Annotated in this window: 23 protein-coding genes; 11 read left to right on the top strand and 12 right to left on the bottom strand. The window is 72.7% G+C overall.

Annotated elements, in window-relative coordinates; all coding sequences use genetic code 11:
- Window positions 1–2: 2 nt before the first annotated feature.
- On the bottom strand, window positions 3–857 hold the full coding sequence (locus tag QQM72_RS04860; protein WP_314219507.1) for an ABC transporter ATP-binding protein: 855 nt from the start codon (window positions 855–857) through the stop codon (window positions 3–5).
- 148 nt (window positions 858–1005) lie between these two features.
- On the opposite strand from QQM72_RS04860, the gene QQM72_RS04855 reads away from it, so the two are divergent.
- Window positions 1006–1248 (top strand): hypothetical protein, encoded by a 243-nt coding sequence (locus tag QQM72_RS04855; RefSeq protein WP_020131652.1) that lies wholly within the window; start codon window positions 1006–1008, stop codon window positions 1246–1248.
- 4 nt (window positions 1249–1252) lie between these two features.
- The gene (locus QQM72_RS04850) at window positions 1253–1627 is read left to right on the top strand and encodes a fic family toxin-antitoxin system, toxin component (protein WP_267023653.1); all 375 of its coding nucleotides are present in this window, start codon (window positions 1253–1255) and stop codon (window positions 1625–1627) included.
- On the opposite strand, the gene QQM72_RS04845 is transcribed toward QQM72_RS04850, so the two are convergent.
- Window positions 1622–2299: a class I SAM-dependent methyltransferase gene (locus QQM72_RS04845; protein ID WP_314219506.1), complete on the bottom strand. Its 678-nt coding sequence runs from the start codon at window positions 2297–2299 to the stop codon at window positions 1622–1624. The genes QQM72_RS04850 and QQM72_RS04845 overlap by 6 nt on opposite strands.
- Before the next feature lie 79 nt (window positions 2300–2378).
- Window positions 2379–3065 carry an esterase/lipase family protein gene (locus QQM72_RS04840; protein ID WP_314219505.1) on the bottom strand — a complete coding sequence of 229 codons (687 nt, stop codon included), beginning with the start codon at window positions 3063–3065 and terminating at the stop codon, window positions 2379–2381.
- Between the two features lie 216 nt (window positions 3066–3281).
- On the opposite strand from QQM72_RS04840, the gene QQM72_RS04835 reads away from it, so the two are divergent.
- Window positions 3282–5504 carry a helix-turn-helix transcriptional regulator gene (locus QQM72_RS04835; RefSeq protein WP_314219504.1) on the top strand — a complete coding sequence of 741 codons (2223 nt, stop codon included), beginning with the start codon at window positions 3282–3284 and terminating at the stop codon, window positions 5502–5504.
- Here QQM72_RS04835 and bioD read toward each other — a convergent pair.
- The 3 genes from bioD to bioB are packed head-to-tail and all read right to left on the bottom strand — an operon-like array spanning window position 5501 to window position 8758.
- Complete coding sequence (bioD, locus tag QQM72_RS04830; protein WP_314219652.1) at window positions 5501–6223, bottom strand: dethiobiotin synthase; 723 nt, start codon at window positions 6221–6223, stop codon at window positions 5501–5503. The two genes, QQM72_RS04835 and bioD, sit on opposite strands and share 4 nt — an antisense overlap.
- A 2-nt stretch (window positions 6224–6225) precedes the next feature.
- Window positions 6226–7524 (bottom strand): adenosylmethionine--8-amino-7-oxononanoate transaminase, encoded by a 1299-nt coding sequence (locus QQM72_RS04825; protein WP_314219503.1) that lies wholly within the window; start codon window positions 7522–7524, stop codon window positions 6226–6228.
- Window positions 7517–8758 carry a biotin synthase BioB gene (gene bioB, locus QQM72_RS04820; RefSeq protein ID WP_314219502.1) on the bottom strand — a complete coding sequence of 414 codons (1242 nt, stop codon included), beginning with the start codon at window positions 8756–8758 and terminating at the stop codon, window positions 7517–7519. Before bioB ends, QQM72_RS04825 begins: the two co-directional genes overlap by 8 nt.
- A 147-nt stretch (window positions 8759–8905) precedes the next feature.
- Between bioB and QQM72_RS04815 the strand changes: the two genes are divergently transcribed.
- A complete protein-coding gene (locus QQM72_RS04815; RefSeq protein WP_314219501.1) occupies window positions 8906–10033 on the top strand; it encodes an 8-amino-7-oxononanoate synthase in 1128 nt (375 codons plus the stop codon).
- Window positions 10034–10079: 46 nt separating this feature from the next.
- On the opposite strand, the gene QQM72_RS04810 is transcribed toward QQM72_RS04815, so the two are convergent.
- Together QQM72_RS04810 and QQM72_RS04805 are read right to left on the bottom strand one after the other, a co-directional pair.
- Complete coding sequence (locus QQM72_RS04810; RefSeq protein ID WP_314219500.1) at window positions 10080–10331, bottom strand: DUF397 domain-containing protein; 252 nt, start codon at window positions 10329–10331, stop codon at window positions 10080–10082.
- Between the two features lie 9 nt (window positions 10332–10340).
- On the bottom strand, window positions 10341–11201 hold the full coding sequence (locus tag QQM72_RS04805; RefSeq protein ID WP_314219499.1) for a helix-turn-helix domain-containing protein: 861 nt from the start codon (window positions 11199–11201) through the stop codon (window positions 10341–10343).
- Between the two features lie 212 nt (window positions 11202–11413).
- On the opposite strand from QQM72_RS04805, the gene QQM72_RS04800 reads away from it, so the two are divergent.
- Window positions 11414–11896, top strand: coding sequence for an ATP-binding protein (locus QQM72_RS04800; protein WP_314219498.1), 483 nt, complete (start codon window positions 11414–11416; stop codon window positions 11894–11896).
- A 64-nt stretch (window positions 11897–11960) separates the two neighbouring features.
- Here the strand turns inward: QQM72_RS04800 and QQM72_RS04795 are convergent, their stop codons facing one another.
- The 3 genes from QQM72_RS04795 to QQM72_RS04785 form a co-directional block, all read right to left on the bottom strand.
- Window positions 11961–12434 carry a C40 family peptidase gene (locus tag QQM72_RS04795; protein ID WP_028807145.1) on the bottom strand — a complete coding sequence of 158 codons (474 nt, stop codon included), beginning with the start codon at window positions 12432–12434 and terminating at the stop codon, window positions 11961–11963.
- 558 nt (window positions 12435–12992) lie between these two features.
- Window positions 12993–13298, bottom strand: coding sequence for a hypothetical protein (locus QQM72_RS04790; RefSeq protein WP_314219497.1), 306 nt, complete (start codon window positions 13296–13298; stop codon window positions 12993–12995).
- A 7-nt stretch (window positions 13299–13305) separates the two neighbouring features.
- Window positions 13306–13941 carry an ATP-dependent Clp protease proteolytic subunit gene (locus tag QQM72_RS04785; protein WP_314219496.1) on the bottom strand — a complete coding sequence of 212 codons (636 nt, stop codon included), beginning with the start codon at window positions 13939–13941 and terminating at the stop codon, window positions 13306–13308.
- An 89-nt stretch (window positions 13942–14030) separates the two neighbouring features.
- Between QQM72_RS04785 and QQM72_RS04780 the strand changes: the two genes are divergently transcribed.
- Window positions 14031–14309, top strand: a complete 279-nt coding sequence (locus tag QQM72_RS04780) for a type II toxin-antitoxin system Phd/YefM family antitoxin (protein WP_057601955.1) — start codon at window positions 14031–14033, stop codon at window positions 14307–14309.
- A gap of 113 nt (window positions 14310–14422) precedes the next feature.
- On the opposite strand, the gene QQM72_RS04775 is transcribed toward QQM72_RS04780, so the two are convergent.
- Window positions 14423–15415 carry an ABC transporter permease gene (locus QQM72_RS04775; protein WP_314219495.1) on the bottom strand — a complete coding sequence of 331 codons (993 nt, stop codon included), beginning with the start codon at window positions 15413–15415 and terminating at the stop codon, window positions 14423–14425.
- A gap of 327 nt (window positions 15416–15742) precedes the next feature.
- Between QQM72_RS04775 and QQM72_RS04770 the strand changes: the two genes are divergently transcribed.
- The 5 genes from QQM72_RS04770 (at window position 15743) to QQM72_RS04750 (ending at window position 19538) form a co-directional block, all read left to right on the top strand.
- Window positions 15743–16372, top strand: a complete 630-nt coding sequence (locus QQM72_RS04770; RefSeq protein WP_267023639.1) for a TetR/AcrR family transcriptional regulator — start codon at window positions 15743–15745, stop codon at window positions 16370–16372.
- Window positions 16373–16504: 132 nt separating this feature from the next.
- Window positions 16505–16807 carry an urease subunit gamma gene (locus tag QQM72_RS04765; RefSeq protein ID WP_028807144.1) on the top strand — a complete coding sequence of 101 codons (303 nt, stop codon included), beginning with the start codon at window positions 16505–16507 and terminating at the stop codon, window positions 16805–16807.
- 9 nt (window positions 16808–16816) lie between these two features.
- Window positions 16817–17128 carry an urease subunit beta gene (locus QQM72_RS04760; RefSeq protein ID WP_020131633.1) on the top strand — a complete coding sequence of 104 codons (312 nt, stop codon included), beginning with the start codon at window positions 16817–16819 and terminating at the stop codon, window positions 17126–17128.
- Entirely contained in the window at window positions 17121–18842 is a 1722-nt protein-coding gene (locus QQM72_RS04755; RefSeq protein ID WP_314219494.1) for an urease subunit alpha, read from the top strand. The genes QQM72_RS04760 and QQM72_RS04755 overlap by 8 nt, the downstream gene beginning before the upstream one ends.
- A gap of 21 nt (window positions 18843–18863) precedes the next feature.
- Entirely contained in the window at window positions 18864–19538 is a 675-nt protein-coding gene (locus QQM72_RS04750; protein WP_314219493.1) for an urease accessory protein UreF, read from the top strand.
- Window positions 19539–19574: the final 36 nt, after the last annotated feature.

The raw sequence follows: 19574 nt of genomic DNA, 5'->3' as shown, positions 1-19574 counted from the left end.
GATCACTTCTCCTTGGTGTCGGTGCCGTGGGCGTCGTCGGCCGGGATGTCGGCGCCGCCGTCGCTCGCGCCGTCGGACTGGGCGCGGATCACGTCGAAGCGCTTCATGCGTTCCAGCACCGCGTCCGCCGTCGGCCGCTCCGTCTCGTCCACGATCCGCCCGTCCGCGAGGAAGAGCACCAGGTCGGAATGGGCGGCGGCACCCGGGTCATGGGTGACCATGACGACGGTCTGCCCCAGCTGGTCGACGGCCTCCCGCAGGAACGTGAGGACCTCGAGTCCGGCGCGCGAGTCCAGGTTTCCGGTCGGCTCGTCGGCGAAGATCAGCTCGGGGCGGGAGGCGAGTGCCCGCGCGCAGGCCACGCGCTGCTGCTGGCCGCCCGACAGCTGCGACGGCCGGTGCTTCAGCCGGTCCCGCAGGCCGAGCGCGTCGATCACCTGGTCCAGCCACTTCTGATCGGGCTTCTGCCCCGCGATGTCCATGGGCAGGGTGATGTTCTCGGCCGCGTTCAGTGTCGGGATCAGGTTGAACGACTGGAACATGAACCCGATCCGGTCCCGTCGCAGCCGCGTCAGCTCCCGGTCCTTCAGTCCCGTGATCTCGGTGTCGCCGATCCACACCTGCCCGGCCGACACCGTGTCGAGGCCCGCCAGGCAGTGCATCAGGGTCGACTTGCCGGAACCGGACGGCCCCATGACGGCGGTGAAGCGGCCGCGCGCGATGTCCACGTCCACCGAGTCCAGGGCGAGCACCGTGGTCTCGCCGGAGCCGTACGCCTTGGTCAGACCGCGGGCGCGGGCCGCGATCCCGCCGGCCGGGGCCAGACCGGGGGCGTGCTCCGCAGCAGGTGTGGACAAGGCTGTCTCCTCGCTCGTGTGGACGTGCCGATCGCGTGGTGCTGTGTCTGCCCGGCCGAGCGTAGTGTGACCCGGCGCACACCCGGTATCCCTTTTCGCCTCCCGGCCGCCCTTGCCGTTGCTAGCATCGCGGCGCTAGCGTCGAGGTATGGCGAAGACCCAGCTGAACGTACGCGTCGACGAGGGCACGGCCCGCGCCGCCCGCGAGCGCGCCACGGCCCGCGGCATGAGCGTCAACCGCTACATAGAAGAGCTGGTCAGACAGGACGCCGGTGAAGTCGGCCACACGTTCGTCGAGGCCGCCAGCGACTTCATGAAGCAGTACGAGGCCGTGTTCGCGGAAGAGTTCGGAGCCGACCGCGAGGGCGGCACGCGCGAGGGACGCCGCTGATCCCTTGAGCGACCTCCGCATCGATCTCGCCTGGCTTCTCATGCTCGCCGAACAGAAGACCCCGGGGGACCCCCAGGTCACCGACTGGGGGGCACTGGTGGCGGCCGTGGCGCGTCACCAGGCCGAGATATTCGACGTCCCCGTCTACGACGACGCCCCGGCCCGCGCCGCGGCGCTGCTCCAGCTCCTCATCCACGTCCCCGCGCTGGAGCGCTCCAACGCCCTGTTCGCCTGCGCCGTCGCGTACGCCTATCTCGTCGCCAGCGGTCTGAAGGTGGCCACCTCGCCCGAACAGGTCCGCGACCTGGCCCGGCTGGTCAAGACCGGGGAGGCGTCGGTGTCCGACATCGCTCGGGAACTGCGCCAGTGGAGCCTATGAGGGGCGACGGGCCCGGCCGAGAACGCAGTACGAGGAGGGGAGTCTCGGGCCCTTCTCCGGCACGCACAGCCGGCGGTACGGGCCCGGCTCGAACCCTGCCTCGCGCAGGGCGTCGAGGATGTCCCGGGTGAGGTGACAGCCGCCGGCCAGGGTCGGCCACACCGTGCGGTCCAGCGCGCGCTGGGTGAACCGCATCGCCGGACCGCCGCCTGGACCGTGCTCGAAGAACCTCAGTTCGCCGCCGGGCCGCAGCACCCGCCGCAGCTCCCCGAGCGCACGGGGCACGTCCCGCACGCTGCACAGCACCAGCGAGACCACCGCCCCGTCGAAGGCCTCGCTCTTCACCGGCAGCGCCTCCGCCACGCCCGGCACGACATCCACCGGCACCTCCGCGCGCCGGGCCGCCTCCAGCGCCAGCGTGCGCAGGTGGCGCTCCGGCTCGATCGCGACGACCTCCGAGACGGCGGCCGGGTAGTGCGCGAAGTTCAGTCCGTTGCCCGCGCCGATCTCGATGATCCGGCCGGACAGCCCCGTCAGCAGCTGGTCGCGGACGGGGGCCAGGCCGCCGCGGGTCTCGGCGGCCGTGCCGAGCCGGGCGTAGAACCGGGCGAACAGCGGGTGGTGGACGGCATCACCGGGCACCTTGCCGGAGCGGGTGGGGCGTAGGGGCATGGCGACCTCCCGGGCAGGACGGGCCTACCGGGATTCTCCCCCGTGCAGGCCCGCCGCACCCATGCCGTCGCCGTCGCGCCTACTGGATGAAGTCGCGCACCTGCTCGTACACGCCGTGGTCGTTGTTCATGTCGTTGTGCGAGATGCACCCGACGCCGACGTTGGTGGCCCCGCTCAGCAGCGCCGAGGAGTCCGGGTCGATGGCCGCGTCGCAGTTCGACCAGTAGGTCGCGTAGCTCACGCTGCCTGGGGTCTCGTCACCGGAGTTGAGCGCGGTGAGGAACGAACTGCCGGTGACCATCTCGGCGCAGGAGGTGTAGAGCCAGCTGCACCACGAGGCGACCGACGTCCCGTGGTTGGTGCCCGCGACGGAGACGAAGTCGTCCACGTACGCGGTGCCGCCGAGGTTCTTGAGGTAGTAGCGGGAGCTGAGCGCGCCCATGGAGTGGATGACGACGTCGACCTTGGACGCGCCGGTTCTCGCCAGCACGTTCTTGATCTCGGTGGCCAGTTGGGAGGCGGTCGTGGCGTTCGACTGGGACCAGCTGTAGGTCCAGGCGTCCAGCTCGGCGGCCGTGTAGCCGTCGGCCTTGAAGTCCGCGACCCAGTCGTCCCAGCTGCTGGAGGAGCTGCTGATGCCGTGCACGAAGACGATCGGGTTGTGGGTCGCGGCGTGGGCTGTGGGGGCGGAGAACGAGAGTGACAGAAGGAGCGAAGAGACCACGGCCGAGAAAGCCGCGGCGATGCGACGCTTGTGGCGCTGCATGATGCCTCCTGAAACGTGTGGGGTTGCCAGGAGTGTCCGGCGGGTCTACGCGCGCCGCATCGGTGAAATCGCCAGTCTTTACGGTTCAAGTAACCCGCCAGTAACGTCACTTGTGTGGTGACACGAGTGAACCCCCCGTCTGCGGACCGCATTTCGCCACCGGCGCCGCCGGGCGCGGGCCCGCGCCCGGCCCCGGCGCTGTCCGAAGGCGTCCGCGTGCGCGTGCTGCGCCTCGTATACGGCGACCCGCGCGCCGCCGCCGAACTCGTCGCGCGGCTGACCGAACGGCAGGCGGCCGGCCTCGATCCGCTGCCGGCCGAACCCGCCGACCTCGCCCCCGAGACGCTGCGCGCCCACCGCCGCGAGATCCGCGCGTTGCCCGACGGCACCCGGCTGGTGCTCCTGCTGGCGGCCGCCGACCAGTACCCGGTGGCCACCCACGCGTTCCTGCGGGCCGTCGCCGCCGCCCGCCTCGACACCCGTCCCCTCGAAGCGGCGGAGGCGGCCGGGATCGCCTACGCCACGGCCGGCGGGGTCGGCTTCCGCGACGCCTGGACCCGGATCGCCGCCTACGAGACGGCCGCCCCGGCCGACCGGCGCGACGCCCACCGGCTGCTCGCCCGCGTCCTGCACGGCGCGGCGGAGACGCCGCGGCGGTCCTGGCACCGGGGCGCGGGCGCACTCGGGCCCAGCGCGCGGCTCGCCGCGGAACTCGCGGCGGCCGCCGCCCGGGCGCGCGCCGCCGGCGACCCGGCGCTCTCGGGCGCCCTCGCCGAACGCGCCGCCGCGCTCTGCACGGACCAGGGCGAGAGGTCCCGGCTCCTCACCCACGCGGCGACCGACGCCTGGCACCGCGGTGACGGCGACCGGTCCCGCGCCCTCGCCGCCCGCACCGACGCCGACGCCCTCACCGGCATCCTCGCCCTGCGGACCGGGCACGCGGGGGAGGCGTTCGACGCGCTGCTGGCCGGGGCGGCACGGGCGGCCGGGGCGCGGCCCGCGCCCGGTGACCCGCCACCGGGAGGAGACGGCGCCACAGCCCCCTCCGTCGCCTCCTCTGTCACCTCCCCGGTCGCCTCGGACGAGCCGGTCGCCGCGGACGAGCCCGGCGAGGCGGCGGACCCGGGCCCCGCCGCTTCCCTCACCCACTTCCTGGCCCGAGCGGCCGAAGCCGCCGTCTACACCGGTGATCTGCGTCGATGCCGTGAAGCGGCCCTCGTCGCAGGGCAGTCGGGCATCGACCCGCCGGGTGTGCTCGGCGGGATCGCCGCGGCCGTCGACGGACGGTACGAGGACGCGCGCAACCTGCTGGAGGCCACCGCCGGACGGTGCGGTCCGGGCGGTGACCCCACCCTCCTCCTGCACGCGGGGATCGCCGCCCTGATGCTCGGCGACCACACCCGCGCCGCCACCGCCACGGTCCGGGCGGCCGCCGCCGCCCGGACCCGGGGCGTCACCGCCGCCGTGTCCCAGGCCATGGAGTTCCGCGCCTACGCCGACTTCTGGACCGGCCGCCCGCGCGCGGCCGAGGCCGCCGCGCTGGACGCCCTGCGGCAGGCGTACGCCACCGGACAGGACAACGGCGCCTGCCATCTCCAGGCGGCCCTCGCGATGTTCGCCGCGCTCACCGGCGACGAGGACCTGTGCCGGGAGCGCGCCGCGGCCGCCCGCTCCTACGCCCTCGCCCACGCCCTGGGCCTGCCCGCCGCCCTGGCGCAGTGGGCGCTCGCCTTCCTCGATCTCGGCTCCGGCCGCTTCGACGCCGCCGCGGCCCGGCTGCGCGCCCTCGCCGCCTCGGGTCCGGGTCACGGCCACCGGGCCATCCGCCACCTGGCCACCCCGCACTATGTCGAGGCCGCCGTCCGCACCGGCGAGACCCGCGTGGCGCGCGCCGCGCACGCCGACTACGACCGCTGGGCCCGTGCCGTCGGCAGCGCCGACGACCTGGCCCTCAGCGCCCGCTGCCGGGCCCTGCTCACGCCGGGCGCCGACGCCGTCGAGCACTACCGCACGGCCCTCCGGCTGCACGCCGAAGGAACCCGAGCCTTCGAACGGGCCCGCACCGAACTGCTGTTCGGCAGCGCACTGCGCAGACTGCGCCGCCGCACCGAGGCCCGCGACCGGCTGCACAGCGCGATGGAGGCGTTCGAGTCCTTCGACGCCCCGCACTGCGCCGAGAGCGCCCGCGCCGAACTGCGCGCGCTGGGCGCCCCCGCGGCCCCCACCCGCGGCGACCGCCGCCCGACGGTCCACCTGACCGCCCAGCAGCTCCTGGTCGCCCGGATGGCGGCCGACGGCGCCACGAACCGCGAGATCGCCGCCCGCCTCGCCCTCAGCCCCCGCACCATCGACCACCATCTGCGAGGCGTCTTCACCCGCCTCGGCATCCGCTCCCGCATCGAACTCGTCCGGCTGCTCGCGGACGCGGACGGCGGTTAGACCCCGGAACCGGTCCGCTTCCGGAAGGCCTCCGCCTCCCACGTCCCGTCCAGCCGCGGCGCGAGCCAACCGGGGGCCACGGTACGGAAATCGGCCGGTACGAGAGCGCCGGCGCCCGACGGGAGTGCCCCCAGCAGCGGGGCCCCGGCCACCTCCGGCAGATCCGCCACATTGCAACGCGACGCCAGATCGGGGGAGTCGGGCCAGCTGCCGATCACTACACCGAGCAACTCCACTCCCCGGCCTCGTAGTTCACGAGCCGTCAGCTCCGTTGTGTTCAGCGTGCCGAGGCCCGCCGAGGCCACCACCAGCACCGGCGCCCGCAGCAGCTGCGCCACGTCGGCCAGCGTCCCGCCCGCCTCGTCGAACCGTACGAGCAGGCCGCCCGCCCCCTCGACGAGCACCAGGTCGTGCCCGGCGGCCAGCTTCTGCGCCGCCTCGGCCACCTCCTGGGGCCGCACCGCCGCCAGGCCCGCCCTGCGCGCCGCCGTCGCCGGAGCCAACGGCTCGGGATAGCGGGCCACTTCGGCCGTCGTCACCGCGCCCGCGAGCCGCGCCACCTCGTCGGCGTCCCCGCACTCGTCCGCGCGTACACCGGTCTGCGCGGCCTTGAGGACGGCCACCGTCCGCCCCGCCGCGAGCGCCGACGCGGCGACCGCGGCCGTCGTGACGGTCTTGCCGACCTCCGTGCCCGTCCCCGTGATCACCAGGATCGGCATGCTCATCCCTCCCGCGCCGCGGCACACACCGCGCGCGCGATCCGTGCCACGTCCGCGTCACCGGTGACGTACGGCGGCATCGTGTAGACCAGGTCGCGGAACGGCCGCAGCCAGACGCCCTCGCGCACGGCGGCCCCCGTGGCGGCCGCCATGCCCGCGTCGTCGAGGGGGTGGTCGAGCTGGACGACGCCGATCGCGCCGAGGACCCGGACGTCCCGCACACCCGGGATCTCCGCCGCCGCGGCGAGGCCGTCCCGCAGCCCCGCCTCGATCCGCTTGACCTCGGCGAGCCAGTCCTGCCCGAGCAGCAGCTCGATCGAGGCACAGGCGACGGCCGCGGCGAGCGGGTTGCCCATGAAGGTCGGCCCGTGGGCCAGTACCGGCACCTCGCCCCGCGAGATCCCGTCGGCCACCCGGGACGTGCACAGCGTCGCCGCCATCGTCAGATAGCCGCCGGTCAACGCCTTTCCGACGCACATCACATCCGGTGTCACCGCGGCGTGCTCCGCCGCGAACAGCGCGCCCGTGCGCCCGAACCCGGTCGCGATCTCGTCGAACACCAGCAGCACGTCGTGCGCGTCGCACGCCTCGCGGAGCACCCGCAGATAGCCGGGGGAGTGGAACCGCATCCCGCCCGCGCCCTGTACGACCGGCTCCACGATGACCGCGGCCAGTTCGTCGGCGTGCCGCTCGATCGTCTCGCGCAACAGGTCGGCGTACGCCTCGTCGAACTCCACCGGAGGCGCGTCCACGAAGACCTGCCGGGGCAGCACGCCGGTCCACAGGTCGTGCATCCCGCCCTCGGGATCGCACACGGACATCGGCTGCCAGGTGTCGCCGTGGTAACCGCCGCGCCAGGTCAGCAGGCGTCGCCTGGCCGGGCGGCCCAGTGAGCGCCAGTACTGGAGGCACATCTTCACCGCGACCTCGACCGACACCGAGCCGGAGTCGGCGAGGAACACATGCTCCAGACCGTCGGGCGACATGTCGACAAGGAGCTTCGCCAGACGCACGGCGGGCTCGTGGGTGAGCCCGCCGAACATCACGTGACTCATCCGGCCCAGCTGCTCGCGCACGGCCTCGTTCAGCACCGGGTGGTTGTAGCCGTGGATCGCCGACCACCAGGACGCCATGCCGTCGACCAGGTCACCCGAGCCGTCCGCCGGCCGCAGCCGCACCCCGCTCGCCGACTCCACGACGAGCGGTTCGACCCGGCCGGGCATCGGACCGTACGGATGCCACACATGGCGCCGGTCGAGCTCCAGCAGCTCGGGCACCCCGAGCCGGTCCGGCTCAGGCATTGGGCGCGAGATCGGTACCGGCGCCACGCCGGCGTACGGCGACCAGGTCCGTACGGGCCTCGCCGGCCGCCGCGACCGGGGCCGCGGCGGGGGCCGACGCCGGGGCGGAGCCGCACACACCGCCACCCGCGTGCGAGCCGCAGCCCGCGTCACCGTGCGAACCGCACCCGGCGTCCTCGTGCGAGCCGCAGCCGGCGCCCTCGTGGGAACCGCAGCCCCCGGCCGCCGTCGCCCGGTGTTCGGGCAGGGTGACCTGTTCCGCGCCCTCCACCTCGAATCCGGCGTCCGCGATCATCTCCAGGTCGGCCGTGCCGGCCTGGCCCTCGGTCGTGAGGTAGTCGCCCAGGAAGATCGAGTTGGCCAGGTGCAGGGCGAGCGGCTGCATCGTGCGCAGATGGACCTCGCGGCCGCCCGCGATGCGCACCTCGACGTCCGGGCAGACGAACCGCACCATCGCCAGGATGCGCAGACAGCGCTGCGGGGTGAGGTTCCACTCCTTGGCGAGCGGGGTGCCCTCCACCGGGATGAGGAAGTTGACCGGAACGGAGTCGGGGTCCAGCTCGCGCAGCGAGAAGACGACGTCCACCAGGTCCTCGTCGGTCTCGCCCATGCCGGCGATCAGACCCGAGCACGCCGACAGACCCGCCCCGTGCGCCTTCTGCACCGTGTCCACCCGGTCGGCGTACGTGTGGGTGGTCGTGATCTCCCCGTACGTGCCCTCGGACGTGTTGAGGTTGTGGTTGTAGGCGTCGGCGCCCGCCTCGCGCAGCCGTTCGGCCTGGCCGTCGGAGAGCAGGCCCAGACAGGCGCAGACCTCGACGCCCTCGTTCTGGTCCTTGATCGCCTTGATGGTGCCGGCGACCCGGTCGACGTCACGGTCCGTCGGACCGCGCCCGGACGCCACCAGACAGACCCGCTTGGCCCCGCCCGCCAGCCCGGCCGCCGCCGCCTGCGAGGCCTCCTCCGGCTTGAGCCAGGTGTACTTCAGGATCCCGGCCGTCGAGCCGAGCCGCTGGGAGCAGTAGGAGCAGTCCTCGGGGCACAGCCCCGACTTGAGGTTGACGAGGTAGTTGAGCTTCACCCGTCGCCCGAACCACTGCCGGCGCACCCGGCCGGCCGCGGCCACCACGTCCAGCACGTCGTCGTCGGAAGTGGCCAGCACGGCCAACGCTTCCTCGCGGGTCGGCAGCTCGCGCCGAAGCCCCTTGTCCACCAGCGTGTTCAGCAGGTCCATGAGAGCCGATCCTGTCCTACGCACCCGCTCCGGGCCAAGGTAGGGATCGCACAACACACCGGGTTCGACGTGTGGGTATTGCCACACCGTGGGTGGGCGGCCGGGCCGCTAGTGTCTGTCCGCTACCTACAAAAGCCCGGAGGACCCATGGCGTTCGGCTGGATCGACGAGCAGGCGGAGCTGCGGCGCCGGGCCGGACTCGTACGGACACTGCGGCCCCGCCCGGCCGACTCGCCGCTCCTCGACCTGGCGAGCAACGACTACCTGGGCCTCGCCCGCCACCCCGAGGTCACGGAGGGGGCCGCGTCGGCTGCCAGGACCTGGGGCGGCGGCGCCACCGGCTCACGGCTCGTCACGGGCACCACCGAGCTGCACGGCGAGCTGGAGCGGGAGCTGGCCGAGCACTGCGGTTTCGAGGCGGCCCTCGTCTTCTCCTCCGGATACGCGGCCAACCTCGCCGCGGTCACCGCGCTGGCCCCGCACGGCTCGCTGATCGTCTCCGACGCGGGCAACCACGCCTCGCTCATCGACGGCTGCCGGCTGGCCCGCGGTACCACCCAGGTCGTCGGGCACGCCGACCCGGACGCGGTGCGCAAGGCGCTCGGCACACACGACGGCCCGGCCGTGGCCGTCTCCGACACGGTCTTCTCGGTCGACGGCGACGCCGCCCCGCTGGCCGCCCTGGCGGCCGCCTGCCGGGAGTACGGCGCCGGACTGGTCGTCGACGACGCCCACGGGCTCGGTGTGCTGGGGGACGGCGGCCAGGGCGCTCCGTACGCGTCCGGCCTGGCGGGCGCCGACGACGTCGTCGTCACGGTCACGCTGTCCAAGTCACTGGGCAGCCAGGGCGGCGCCGTGCTGGGCCCCGCGCGGGTGATCGAGCATCTGGTGAACGCGGCCCGGACCTTCATCTTCGACACGGGCCTGGCCCCGGCGGCGGCGGGGGCCGCGCTGGCCGCCCTCAGGCTGCTGCGCCGGGAGCCGCAGCGCGCGGCACGCGCGCGTGCGGTGGCGGGCGAGCTGCACGCGCGCCTGACGGCCGCGGGTCTGGCAGCGGTGCGCCCGGACGCCGCGGTCGTCTCCGTGCGTGCGCCGTCCCCGGAGGGGGCCGTGCGCTGGGCGGCGGACTGCCGGTCGGCAGGCCTGGCCGTGGGCTGCTTCCGTCCTCCCTCCGTGCCCGACGGCATCTCACGCCTCAGGCTGACCGCGCGTGCGGACCTCTCCGGGGCCGAGCTGGAACGTGCTGTACGGGTGATCGGCGAAACACGACCATGAGTCGGCGTGACACGGCCGTGGACCGCCGCTGACCGCTCCGGTGCGGTCAGCGGGCCCGCGTGACCCTCGAGAACACGGCCGTGAAGCCCGACCAGCTCTCGGGGGAGAAGAGCAGGGCGGGTCCGGCCGGGTCCTTGGAGTCGCGTACGGCGAGCAGACCGGCCAGGGGGCCGGAGGCCGGCCGGGCGGTCTCCACACAGTTGTTCGCTCCCGTGCTGTAGCTGCTGCGCAGCCAGCGCACATCAGGGAGACGGTCGGGATCGGTACTGGAAGGTACGTTCCGCGGTGGTGCGGACATGGTGCCTCCTTACGCGCCGTCGGCTATCGCGGCGATGTAATCCGATGAGTCCCCGGGCGAAAGGGCGTGCGCCCGAAGGGCGTTGAAGGCCTCGGTGTAGGCCTGGAGGTCTTCTTTCCGTTCGAGATAGAGGCTACTCGTCAAGTGGTCGAGAACGACAACATCCAGATCAGAAGTGCGCGAAAATGAGAAGATAACGAAAGGGCCGGTTACCCCGATATGCGCTCCGGCGGCGAACGGCAGCACCTGGAGCCGCACTTGGGGCAAGCGGGCGGCTTCCACGAGCCGGCCGAGCTGTCGTGCCATCACCTCGGGCCCGCCCACCTCCCGTCGCAGCACCGCCTCGTCCAGCACCGCGCTCAGTTCCAGCGGCGGCTGCGCGCGCAGCACGTCCTGACGGGCCAGCCGCACCTCCACCAGGGTGTCGAGCTGGTCCTCGGCGCCGCCCTCCACGGATGCCCTGGTCACGGCGCGCGCGTACTCGGGCGTCTGCAACAGCCCCGGTACCACCGTCGTCTCCAGGGTGCGCATCGCGCTCGCCTGTGACTCCAGGCTGATGAAGTCCCGGTAGGTGGGCGGCAGCACCCCGCGGTAGGCGTGCCACCAGTGATCCCGGCCGCCGCTGCCGCCGTCCCCCGCCAACGCCAGCATCAGCTCCCGCAGTTGCGGATCTTCGACGCCATAGGCGTCCAGGAGTAACCGCACATCGGCCGGTTTCGATCCACTGATACCGGTCTCGATGCGGCTCACCTTGGACTGGTGCCAGCCCACGAGCCGGGCCGCCTCACCACTGGTGAGGCCCGCCTGGGCGCGCAGATTGCGCAGTTCGGCGCCCAGCTTCCGGCGGCGCACCGCGGGACCGTGCTGCATGGGCTCCTCCTTACTCCTATCGGGCCGACCAAATACGCTCTGCCGTCGCAGAGTTCACCGCATCGGGCGACAGATATATGCATATCCTGGTGGATCCCGCCCGTGACCGGCGCGGTAATGGCAGTCTGGCGAAGAAGCACCAGTCCGGGACCGTACTCGAACCATCGCACCGCGTCGGGGTCCCGGTCCCGTGGGAAAGGGTCGACGTCGCCATGGCAGATCACCTGGAAGCATCCGTCACTCTGCCGAGCGATCCCGCCTCGGTCTACGCGGCTCGCGTATTCGTGGCCGGCGCCCTCGGGGAATGGGGTCTGCCGGCGGACGCGGAGATGGCCGACGCCATCCGGCTGATCGTCTCCGAACTCGCCACCAACGCCGTACAGCACACCTTCGGGCAGTCACCCACCTTCACGGTGGACCTGGCCCTCGACCGTGACGAACACCTGCGCGTCGGGGTGACCGACAGCCACCCGCGCTTCCCCAGACGACTGCCGGCCGCCGTCCAGCAGGACAACGGCCGAGGCATGGTGATCATTCGATGGCTGACCGCGGAGTGCGGCGGCAGGCTGAGAGTGCGGCCCACCCGGGAGGGCGGCAAGACGGTCACCGTAGAGCTCCCGTGGGCCGTCCCGGCGGCGGAGCCGGTGGCCGGCGCCCTGACGGTCCCTGCGGAGGGCGAGCTCCCGGGGCGGTGAAGGCGTGTCAGGACGCCCCCGGCACCCCGGGAGAACCAGCCCGTGTCCCGGGCAGGCCCAGGCCCTAGCGGACCCGCCCGTACCAGACGCTCTTGGTCCAGATCTTCTGGAGCTTCACCACGTCGCCGGTCTTCGGCGAGTGCCAGATCTTGCCCTTACCCGCGTAGATCCCGACGTGGTACACGTTCGAGCCCGAGTGGAAGAACACGAGGTCGCCTGCCTTGCGGCTCGACGCCTTGATGTGCTTCGTCTTGTTGTACTGCTGGGACGCCGTCCGGGGCAGGCTCTTGCCCGCCTTCTTGAACGAGTACAGCGTGAGCCCGGAGCAGTCGAACCTCTTCGGCCCGGTGGCCCCGTACTTGTACGGGGCACCCTTCTTGGAGGCCGCGATCTGGAGCGCCTTCGTCGCCGGTGTGGCGGCCGCGGCGTCGGGGGCGAGCCCCGGGACCACGACCGTGCCGCCGACGGCGGCGATGGCGAAAGCCGAGGCCGTACCGGCCCGGGCCATGAGCGACGGGACACGATTGAGCGCAGTCATGCGCAACCCTTCGTCAGCCGCCTGTGAAGGATGACCTGTCGGATTCGGGCTGGCGAAGTTGCCCGGCCGCTGCTGCGGCTTCACCCCAAGGGCTGCTCGGCCCGGTCATGGCGTGACCGTTCCGGCGACCCGTCGTGCCTGGGTCCTCCACTCCTGCCGATGCACTCCTGTCGACCGGTCATCCGGGCGGCGGCAGGACTCGGCGTCCGCCCGGACCGCCCCGCCGCTTGTGGCGGGGGCTTGTCGTCAGTCAGGGATCTTGGCTCACCGATGTCCGAAAATCCCAACGGAACCGGGGATTTGTGGGGTTACTCACCACTCACCTGTTCGGGTGAACACTCTGATGGACGATCAGGTTTCGATTCGCTCGAAGGGCTCCGACCAGCGGTGACATCCTCCGTTCGGCCCGCGGGGTGCCCCATTTGCGCAACTTCGGGGCGTTCGGGGAGCCCGTAGACACTCTGCCGAACGGGGGTACGCCTTCTGGGCCGTTTCAACTCCGGTCCGGTCGTCACGTCCTGGGCGCGAGCGGTCCGGACCGGAGGCGGGTCGCCCGGGTCAACCGTCGGAGAGCGGAGGCAGCGTGACCCGCGCGGTGCGGCGCTCCCCGTCCAGCACGCGCAGCGCCCGCGCGAGCGTCGGCGCGTGCAGCTCGCTCTCGCCCCGCTGGTGCATGAGCGTCAGGGCGTCGCGCAGCGCGGTCGCCTTCGTCACCAGCGCCTGGGCGGCGCGCAGTCCGCGGTAGGTGTCGCCGTGGTGGGCGGGATTGATCCGGCCGAGCATGTCGACCACGTCGAGATATCCGTCGATCAGCTCGGCCTCCGCGCGGGTCAGCGCGGGCAGTGGCGGCAGCTCGGGCACCATCGGCGGCTCACCTCCCGCCGGGCGCGCCGGCCGAGGCCTTGCGGCTGGGGATGATCCCGTCCACCAGGCCGTACTCCACGGCCTCCTGGGCGGTGAGGAACCTGTCCCGCTCGATGTCCGCTGTCACCTGCTCCGGCGTCCGCCCGGTGTGCCGTACGAGCATCTCCTCCAGGCTCGCGCGGGTGCGGGCCAGCTCCTCGGCCTGGATCTCCAGGTCGCTCGCCTGCCCCTGGACGGGCTCGGGCAGGGACGGCTGGCGGATCGTCATCCGCGCGCCCGGCAGCGCGTACCGCTTGCCCGGTGTGCCGGCCGCCAGCAGCACCGCCGCGGACGAGCCCGCCTGACCCAGGCAGGTGGTCTCCACGTCGCAGGTGACGTACCGGAGCGTGTCGTAGAGGGCCGTCATCGCGCTGAAGGAGCCGCCGGGGGAGTTGATGTACAGCGCGATGTCCCGGTCCGGGTCCTTGTGCTCGAGGTACATGAACTGGGCCATCACGTCGTTCGCCGAGATGTCGTCGATCCGCGTCCCCAGGAAGACGATCCGCTCCTCCAGCAGCTTCGAGTACGGATCCATGGTCCGGTGCCCGAAGCTCGTGCGCTCGGTGAACTCGGGCAGGACGTGACGGGCGGACGGTCGGTTCATCGGAGCCCCTCCTTCTCCGTCCGACGTCTTCTACGTCCGACGGGATCTGTAAAAAATGTACAGGATGTACGTGACGTTAGAATGGGGGTATGGCCTACGAGATTCCGGTGACGCAAGCCAGGGCTGAACTCGCCGACCTGATCAACCGCGTGGTGTACGGCGGTGAACGTGTCGTCGTGACACGCCACGGCAAGCCTCTCGTCGCCCTCGTCTCCGCCGCTGACCTGGAGCGACTCGACGAACTCGACAAGGCCGAGGAGGAGCCGGTGATCAGCTCGGTCACCACTGTGCGCGAGGTCGCGTCCGCTCCCCGCGAACAGCACCGGTTCGGGGTCACGGCGGAGTACCGGGGCCCGAATCCGTCGTAGGGAGCACCGGCAGGGAGCACCGGTCGCAGGCACCGGTCGCAGGCGCACGAAGGGCCGTGCACCCCCGGATCCGGGGGTGCACGGCCCTTCGTGCGGGTCGGGCGACGGGACGGTCAGGCGACGACCGCGGACCGCCGCGCCTCGGTGGCCGGCTCGGCCCGGCGGGCCGGTCCCGGCTTCAGCCGGGCGCCCAGCAGCACCGCACCGAGGCCCAGCGCGGCCCACCAGACCAGCGTCAGCGCGGGGACGGCCGCCGCCGCTCCGTCGAAGAACGACACCGAGCGCAGCAGGGTCGTACCGGCGCCCGGTGGCAGCCACTGGCCGATCGCCCCGACCGGCTCCGGCAGCATCTGCGGCGCCGACGCCGCCCCGGAGAACGGGTTCCCGAGGAACATCACCACGAACGACACGGCTCCGATGCCCGGCGTGCCGAACAGCGCGGCGCAGCCCGCCACCGCCGCGCTCACCGCGAGCGTGGAGAGCCCCAGCACCGCGGCCTCCGCCCACCAGTCACCGGTGAGCACCCCGAGCCAGCTGTGCGCCAGCGCCGCCGCGGCCGACCCGACCAGGGCGGCGGCGCCGACCAGCCCGATCACGGCACGAACCCCGCGCAGGCCCAGCAGCGACACCAGTGCGCCCGCCGCGATCCCGGCGAGAGCCAGCGGCAGCACGCTCGCGCCGAGGGCCGAGCCGCGCGGGTCGGCGGCCGGAGCCGGCACCACGTCCACCGTCTCCACCCGGGTGCCCGAGGCCGCCGCCTGCTGCGCGACCGCCTGCTGGAGCAGTTGGGCGACGAGCGGGCTCGCGGCCGAGGCGGTCAGCAGTTCGGATCCCTCGGCGCTGACGACCACCGCGCCGTATACGGTCCGGTCCTCGACGGCCTCCCGGGCGGCCGCTCCGTCGGCGTAGTGGTGGATCTCGAAGGCGCCCTCGTGCCGGGTCAGCTGCTTCTCCAGCTGCGCGGTCGCGGCGGGCGGACCGGCCACGCCGAGCGGCAGGTCGCGGGGTGCGGTGCGGGCGGCCGGCCAGGCGAAGGCCCAGAGGGCGAGGGTGGCGAGGGCCGGGACGAGCAGGACGACGGCGATCAGGCGCCGGGTGGCGGACATGGGGACTCCCCCTGGAGGCGTGCGGGACGGCGTGTCGGACGGATGGTGCCGCGGACGCGCGGTGGGTGGTGGGCGTGCGGGCAGGTGGGTGTGCGGGCGGAAGGGGCTGCGTACGGGGCGGCCTGCGAGCGGGGCGGGCCGAGAACGGGGCGGCCTGCGAGCGAAGTAGGGCTACGTTCGGGACGGGCTGCGTTCGGGACGGGCTGTGGACGGGTCGACAGGGGGCCTGGGCCTTAAAAGAAGGATCGTTCGTTTTACCGCACGTCCACACCGTGCGCCGGAACCGGCTTCTTGTCAAGAAGGAATGTTCGTTCTACGTTTGGGGCCATGGCCCGTGTATCCCAGGCGCACCTCGACGCCCGCCGTCGGCAGATCCTCGACGGCGCGTCGATCTGCTTCGCCCGCAACGGCTTCCACGCCACGTCGATGCAGGACGTGCTGAAGGAGGCCGACCTGTCCGCCGGGGCGGTCTACCGCTACTTCAGCGGCAAGGAGGAGCTGATCGCCGCGATCGTCGGCGAGGTGCTGAGCCTGGTCCGCGAGGGCTTCGAGGAGGAGAGCCGGCACATCCCGCCGCCGACCCCCGACGACCTCGTCTCCTCGGTCCTGCGCAGGGTGCTCGCCACCCAGGAGTCCCTGACCGTCGACGGCCGGCCCGCCTTCCCCCGTCTGGTGATCCAGGTGTGGACGGAGACGCTGCGCAACGAAGAGCTGGCGGCGATCCTGAGCGAGGGCTACCGGGGGGTGCGCGAGGCGTGGGGGCGGATCGTCGTCGCCTACCAGGAGGCCGGGATGATGCGGTCCGACGTGGCGCCGGACGACGTGGCACGCACGATGATCGCCGTCGTGCTGGGCTTCCTCGTCCAGCAGTCGCTGTACGGTCCCGCACCGGTCGAGGTGCTGCGCGACGGCCTGCGCGCGTTGATGAGCGTGTCGCCGCCCCTGTCGGGGGCCTGAATCGATCACAGCTCGGTTAACTTGCTCGAAATGCGGTCCAACTAGCCTGCCGATCCATGCCACCAGGGTCTTTTCCCCGTGGCCGCGGCAACCGGGCCCCGCACGGTCCGGAGCGAGGATGTGAGGTGGGACGTGCAACTGACCCCGCACGAGCAGGAGAGGCTGCTGATCCACGTGGCGGCCGACGTCGCCGAGAAGCGCCGGGCCCGCGGGCTCAGGCTCAACCACCCGGAGGCCGTGGCCCTCATCACGGCGCACATCCTCGAAGGCGCGCGTGACGGCCGCACGGTGGCCGAGCTGATGTCCTCCGGCCGCAAGCTGCTCACCCGCGACGACGTCATGGAGGGCATCCCCGAGATGATCCACGACGTCCAGGTCGAGGCCACCTTCCCGGACGGCACCAAGCTGGTCACCGTCCACGACCCGATCGTCTGAGGGGCCCCGATGATTCCCGGAGAGATCCTGTTCGCCGCGGACCCCGTCGTCTACAACGAGGGCCGCGAGGTCACCCGGCTCACCGTCCTCAACGCCGCCGACCGGCCCGTCCAGGTCGGCTCCCACTACCACTTCGCCGAGGCCAACCCCGGCCTGGAGTTCGACCGCGCCGCCGCGCGCGGCCGACGGCTGAACGTCGCCGCCGGCACCGCCGTGCGCTTCGAGCCGGGGATTCCCGTCGACGTCGAACTCGTCCCCCTCGCCGGCGCCCGCGTCGTGCCCGGTCTGCGCGGGGAGACCGGAGGTGCCCTCGATGCCTGAGATCTCGCGTGCCGCGTACGCCGACCTGTTCGGCCCGACGACCGGCGACCGCATCCGGCTCGCCGACACCGATCTGCTGATCGAGATCGAGGAGGACCGCTGCGGCGGCCCCGGACTCGCCGGTGAGGAGGCGGTCTTCGGCGGTGGCAAGGTCATCCGCGAGTCCATGGGACAGTCTCGCGCCACGCGCGCGGACGGTACGCCCGACACCGTCATCACGGGCGCGGTCGTCGTCGACCACTGGGGTGTGGTGAAGGCCGACGTCGGCATCCGCGACGGGCGCATCACGGGCATCGGCAAGGCCGGCAACCCCGACACGATGGACGGGGTCCACCCGGACCTGGTCATCGGCCCGGAGACCGAGATCATCGCGGGCAACGGACGGATCCTGACCGCCGGCGCGGTCGACGCGCACGTCCACTTCATCTGTCCGCAGATCGCCGACGAGGCGCTGTCCGCCGGTGTCACCACGCTGGTCGGCGGCGGCACCGGGCCGGCCGAGGGTTCGAAGGCGACCACCGTGACGCCCGGCCCGTGGCATCTCGCGCGGATGCTGGAGGCGATGGAGCAGTACCCGCTGAACATCGGCTTCCTCGGCAAGGGCAACACCGTCTCGCAGGACGCGATGCTGTCGCAGATCCGGGGCGGGGCGCTCGGTCTGAAGCTGCACGAGGACTGGGGCTCGACGCCGGCCGTCATCGACGCCTCGCTGACCGTCGCCGACCGGACGGGCATCCAGGTCGCGATCCACACGGACACCCTCAACGAGGCCGGGTTCGTCGGCGACACGCTCGCCGCGATCGCCGGCCGCGGCATCCACGCGTACCACACCGAGGGTGCGGGCGGCGGGCACGCGCCGGACATCATGACCGTGGTCTCCGAGCCGCACGTGCTGCCGAGCTCCACGAACCCGACGCGGCCGTACACGGTCAACACCGCCGAGGAACACCTCGACATGCTGATGGTGTGCCATCACCTCAACCCGGCGGTCCCGGAGGACCTGGCGTTCGCCGAGTCGCGGATCCGGCCGTCGACGATCGGCGCCGAGGACGTCCTGCACGACCTCGGGGCGATCTCGATCATCTCCTCCGACGCGCAGGCCATGGGCCGGGTCGGCGAGGTCATCCTGCGGACCTGGCAGACGGCGCACGTCATGAAGCGGCGCAGGGGCTCCCTGCCGGGCGACGGCCGGGCGGACAACCACCGGGTACGCCGCTACATCGCCAAGTACACGATCAACCCCGCGCTCGCGCAGGGCCTGGCCCGCGAGATCGGCTCGGTCGAGGGGGGCAAGCTCGCCGACCTGGTGCTGTGGGAGCCGGCGTTCTTCGGCGTCAAGCCGCACCTAGTGATCAAGGGCGGGCAGATCGCGTACGCGCAGATGGGCGACGCCAACGCCTCGATCCCGACGCCGCAGCCGATCCTGCCGCGTCCGATGTACGGCGCGATCGGCCGGGCGCCCGCCTCGAACTCGTTCAACTTCGTGGCGCCGCTCGCGATCGAGGACGGACTGCCGGAGCGTCTGCAACTGGGCAAGAAGTTCGTGGCCATCGAGTCCACGCGCGGTGTCACCAAGGCGGACATGCGGGAGAACGACGCCCGGCCGCGCGTCCAGGTCGACCCCGACAGTTTCGCCGTGCACATCGACGGAGAGCTGGTCGAGGCGACACCGGCCGCCGAACTGCCCATGGCGCAGCGCTACTTCCTGTTCTGATCCGGTTCTGAGGACATCGATGTGACAAGGGCAGCACTGCTCGTCCTGGCCGACGGCCGCTTCCCCGCCGGAGGACACGCCCACTCAGGCGGGGCCGAGGAGGCCGTCGGGGCGGGACGGATCACCGACGCGACGAGCCTCGAGACCTTTCTCCGGGGGAGGTTGCACACCACGGGGCTGGTGACCGCGGCGCTGGCGGCGGCCGCCGCGGCCGGGGGTGACCCGGCGGAGCTCGACGCGGCGGCGGACGCCCGCACCCCGTCCCCGGCGCTCCGGCTGACCGCCAGGAAACTGGGCCGGCAGCTGATGCGGGCCGCCCGGGCGGCCTGGCCGAGCACCGAACTCGACTCCCTGGCGCGGGAGTTCCCCAAGGGAGCGCATCAGCCCGTGGTGTTGGGGCTGACCGCGCGGGCTGCCGGGCTCGGGGCGGCGGACGCCGCGTACTGCGCGGTCTACGAGAGCGTGAGCGGACCGGCGACGGCCGTGGTGCGGCTGCTGAGCCTGGACCCGTTCGAGGCGACGGCGGTGCTGGCCCGGCTGGCGCCGGAGCTGGACCGGGTGGTCGACCGGGCGGTCGCGGCGGGGTCGGCCGTCCCGACGGCCGGGGCCGACGCACTGCCGGCGGCTTCGGCGCCGCTGCTGGAGATCGGGGCGGAGGTGCATGCGGCCTGGCCGGTACGGCTGTTCGCCTCCTAGGGCGGAGCCGCTGCCGGATGCAGCCCTCCCGCCGTC

Source organism: Streptomyces zaehneri (assembly GCF_032248645.1).
GTDB classification, from domain to species: Bacteria; Actinomycetota; Actinomycetes; order Streptomycetales; family Streptomycetaceae; genus Streptomyces; species Streptomyces coriariae.
This window is presented reverse-complemented; position numbering and strand designations above follow the sequence as displayed.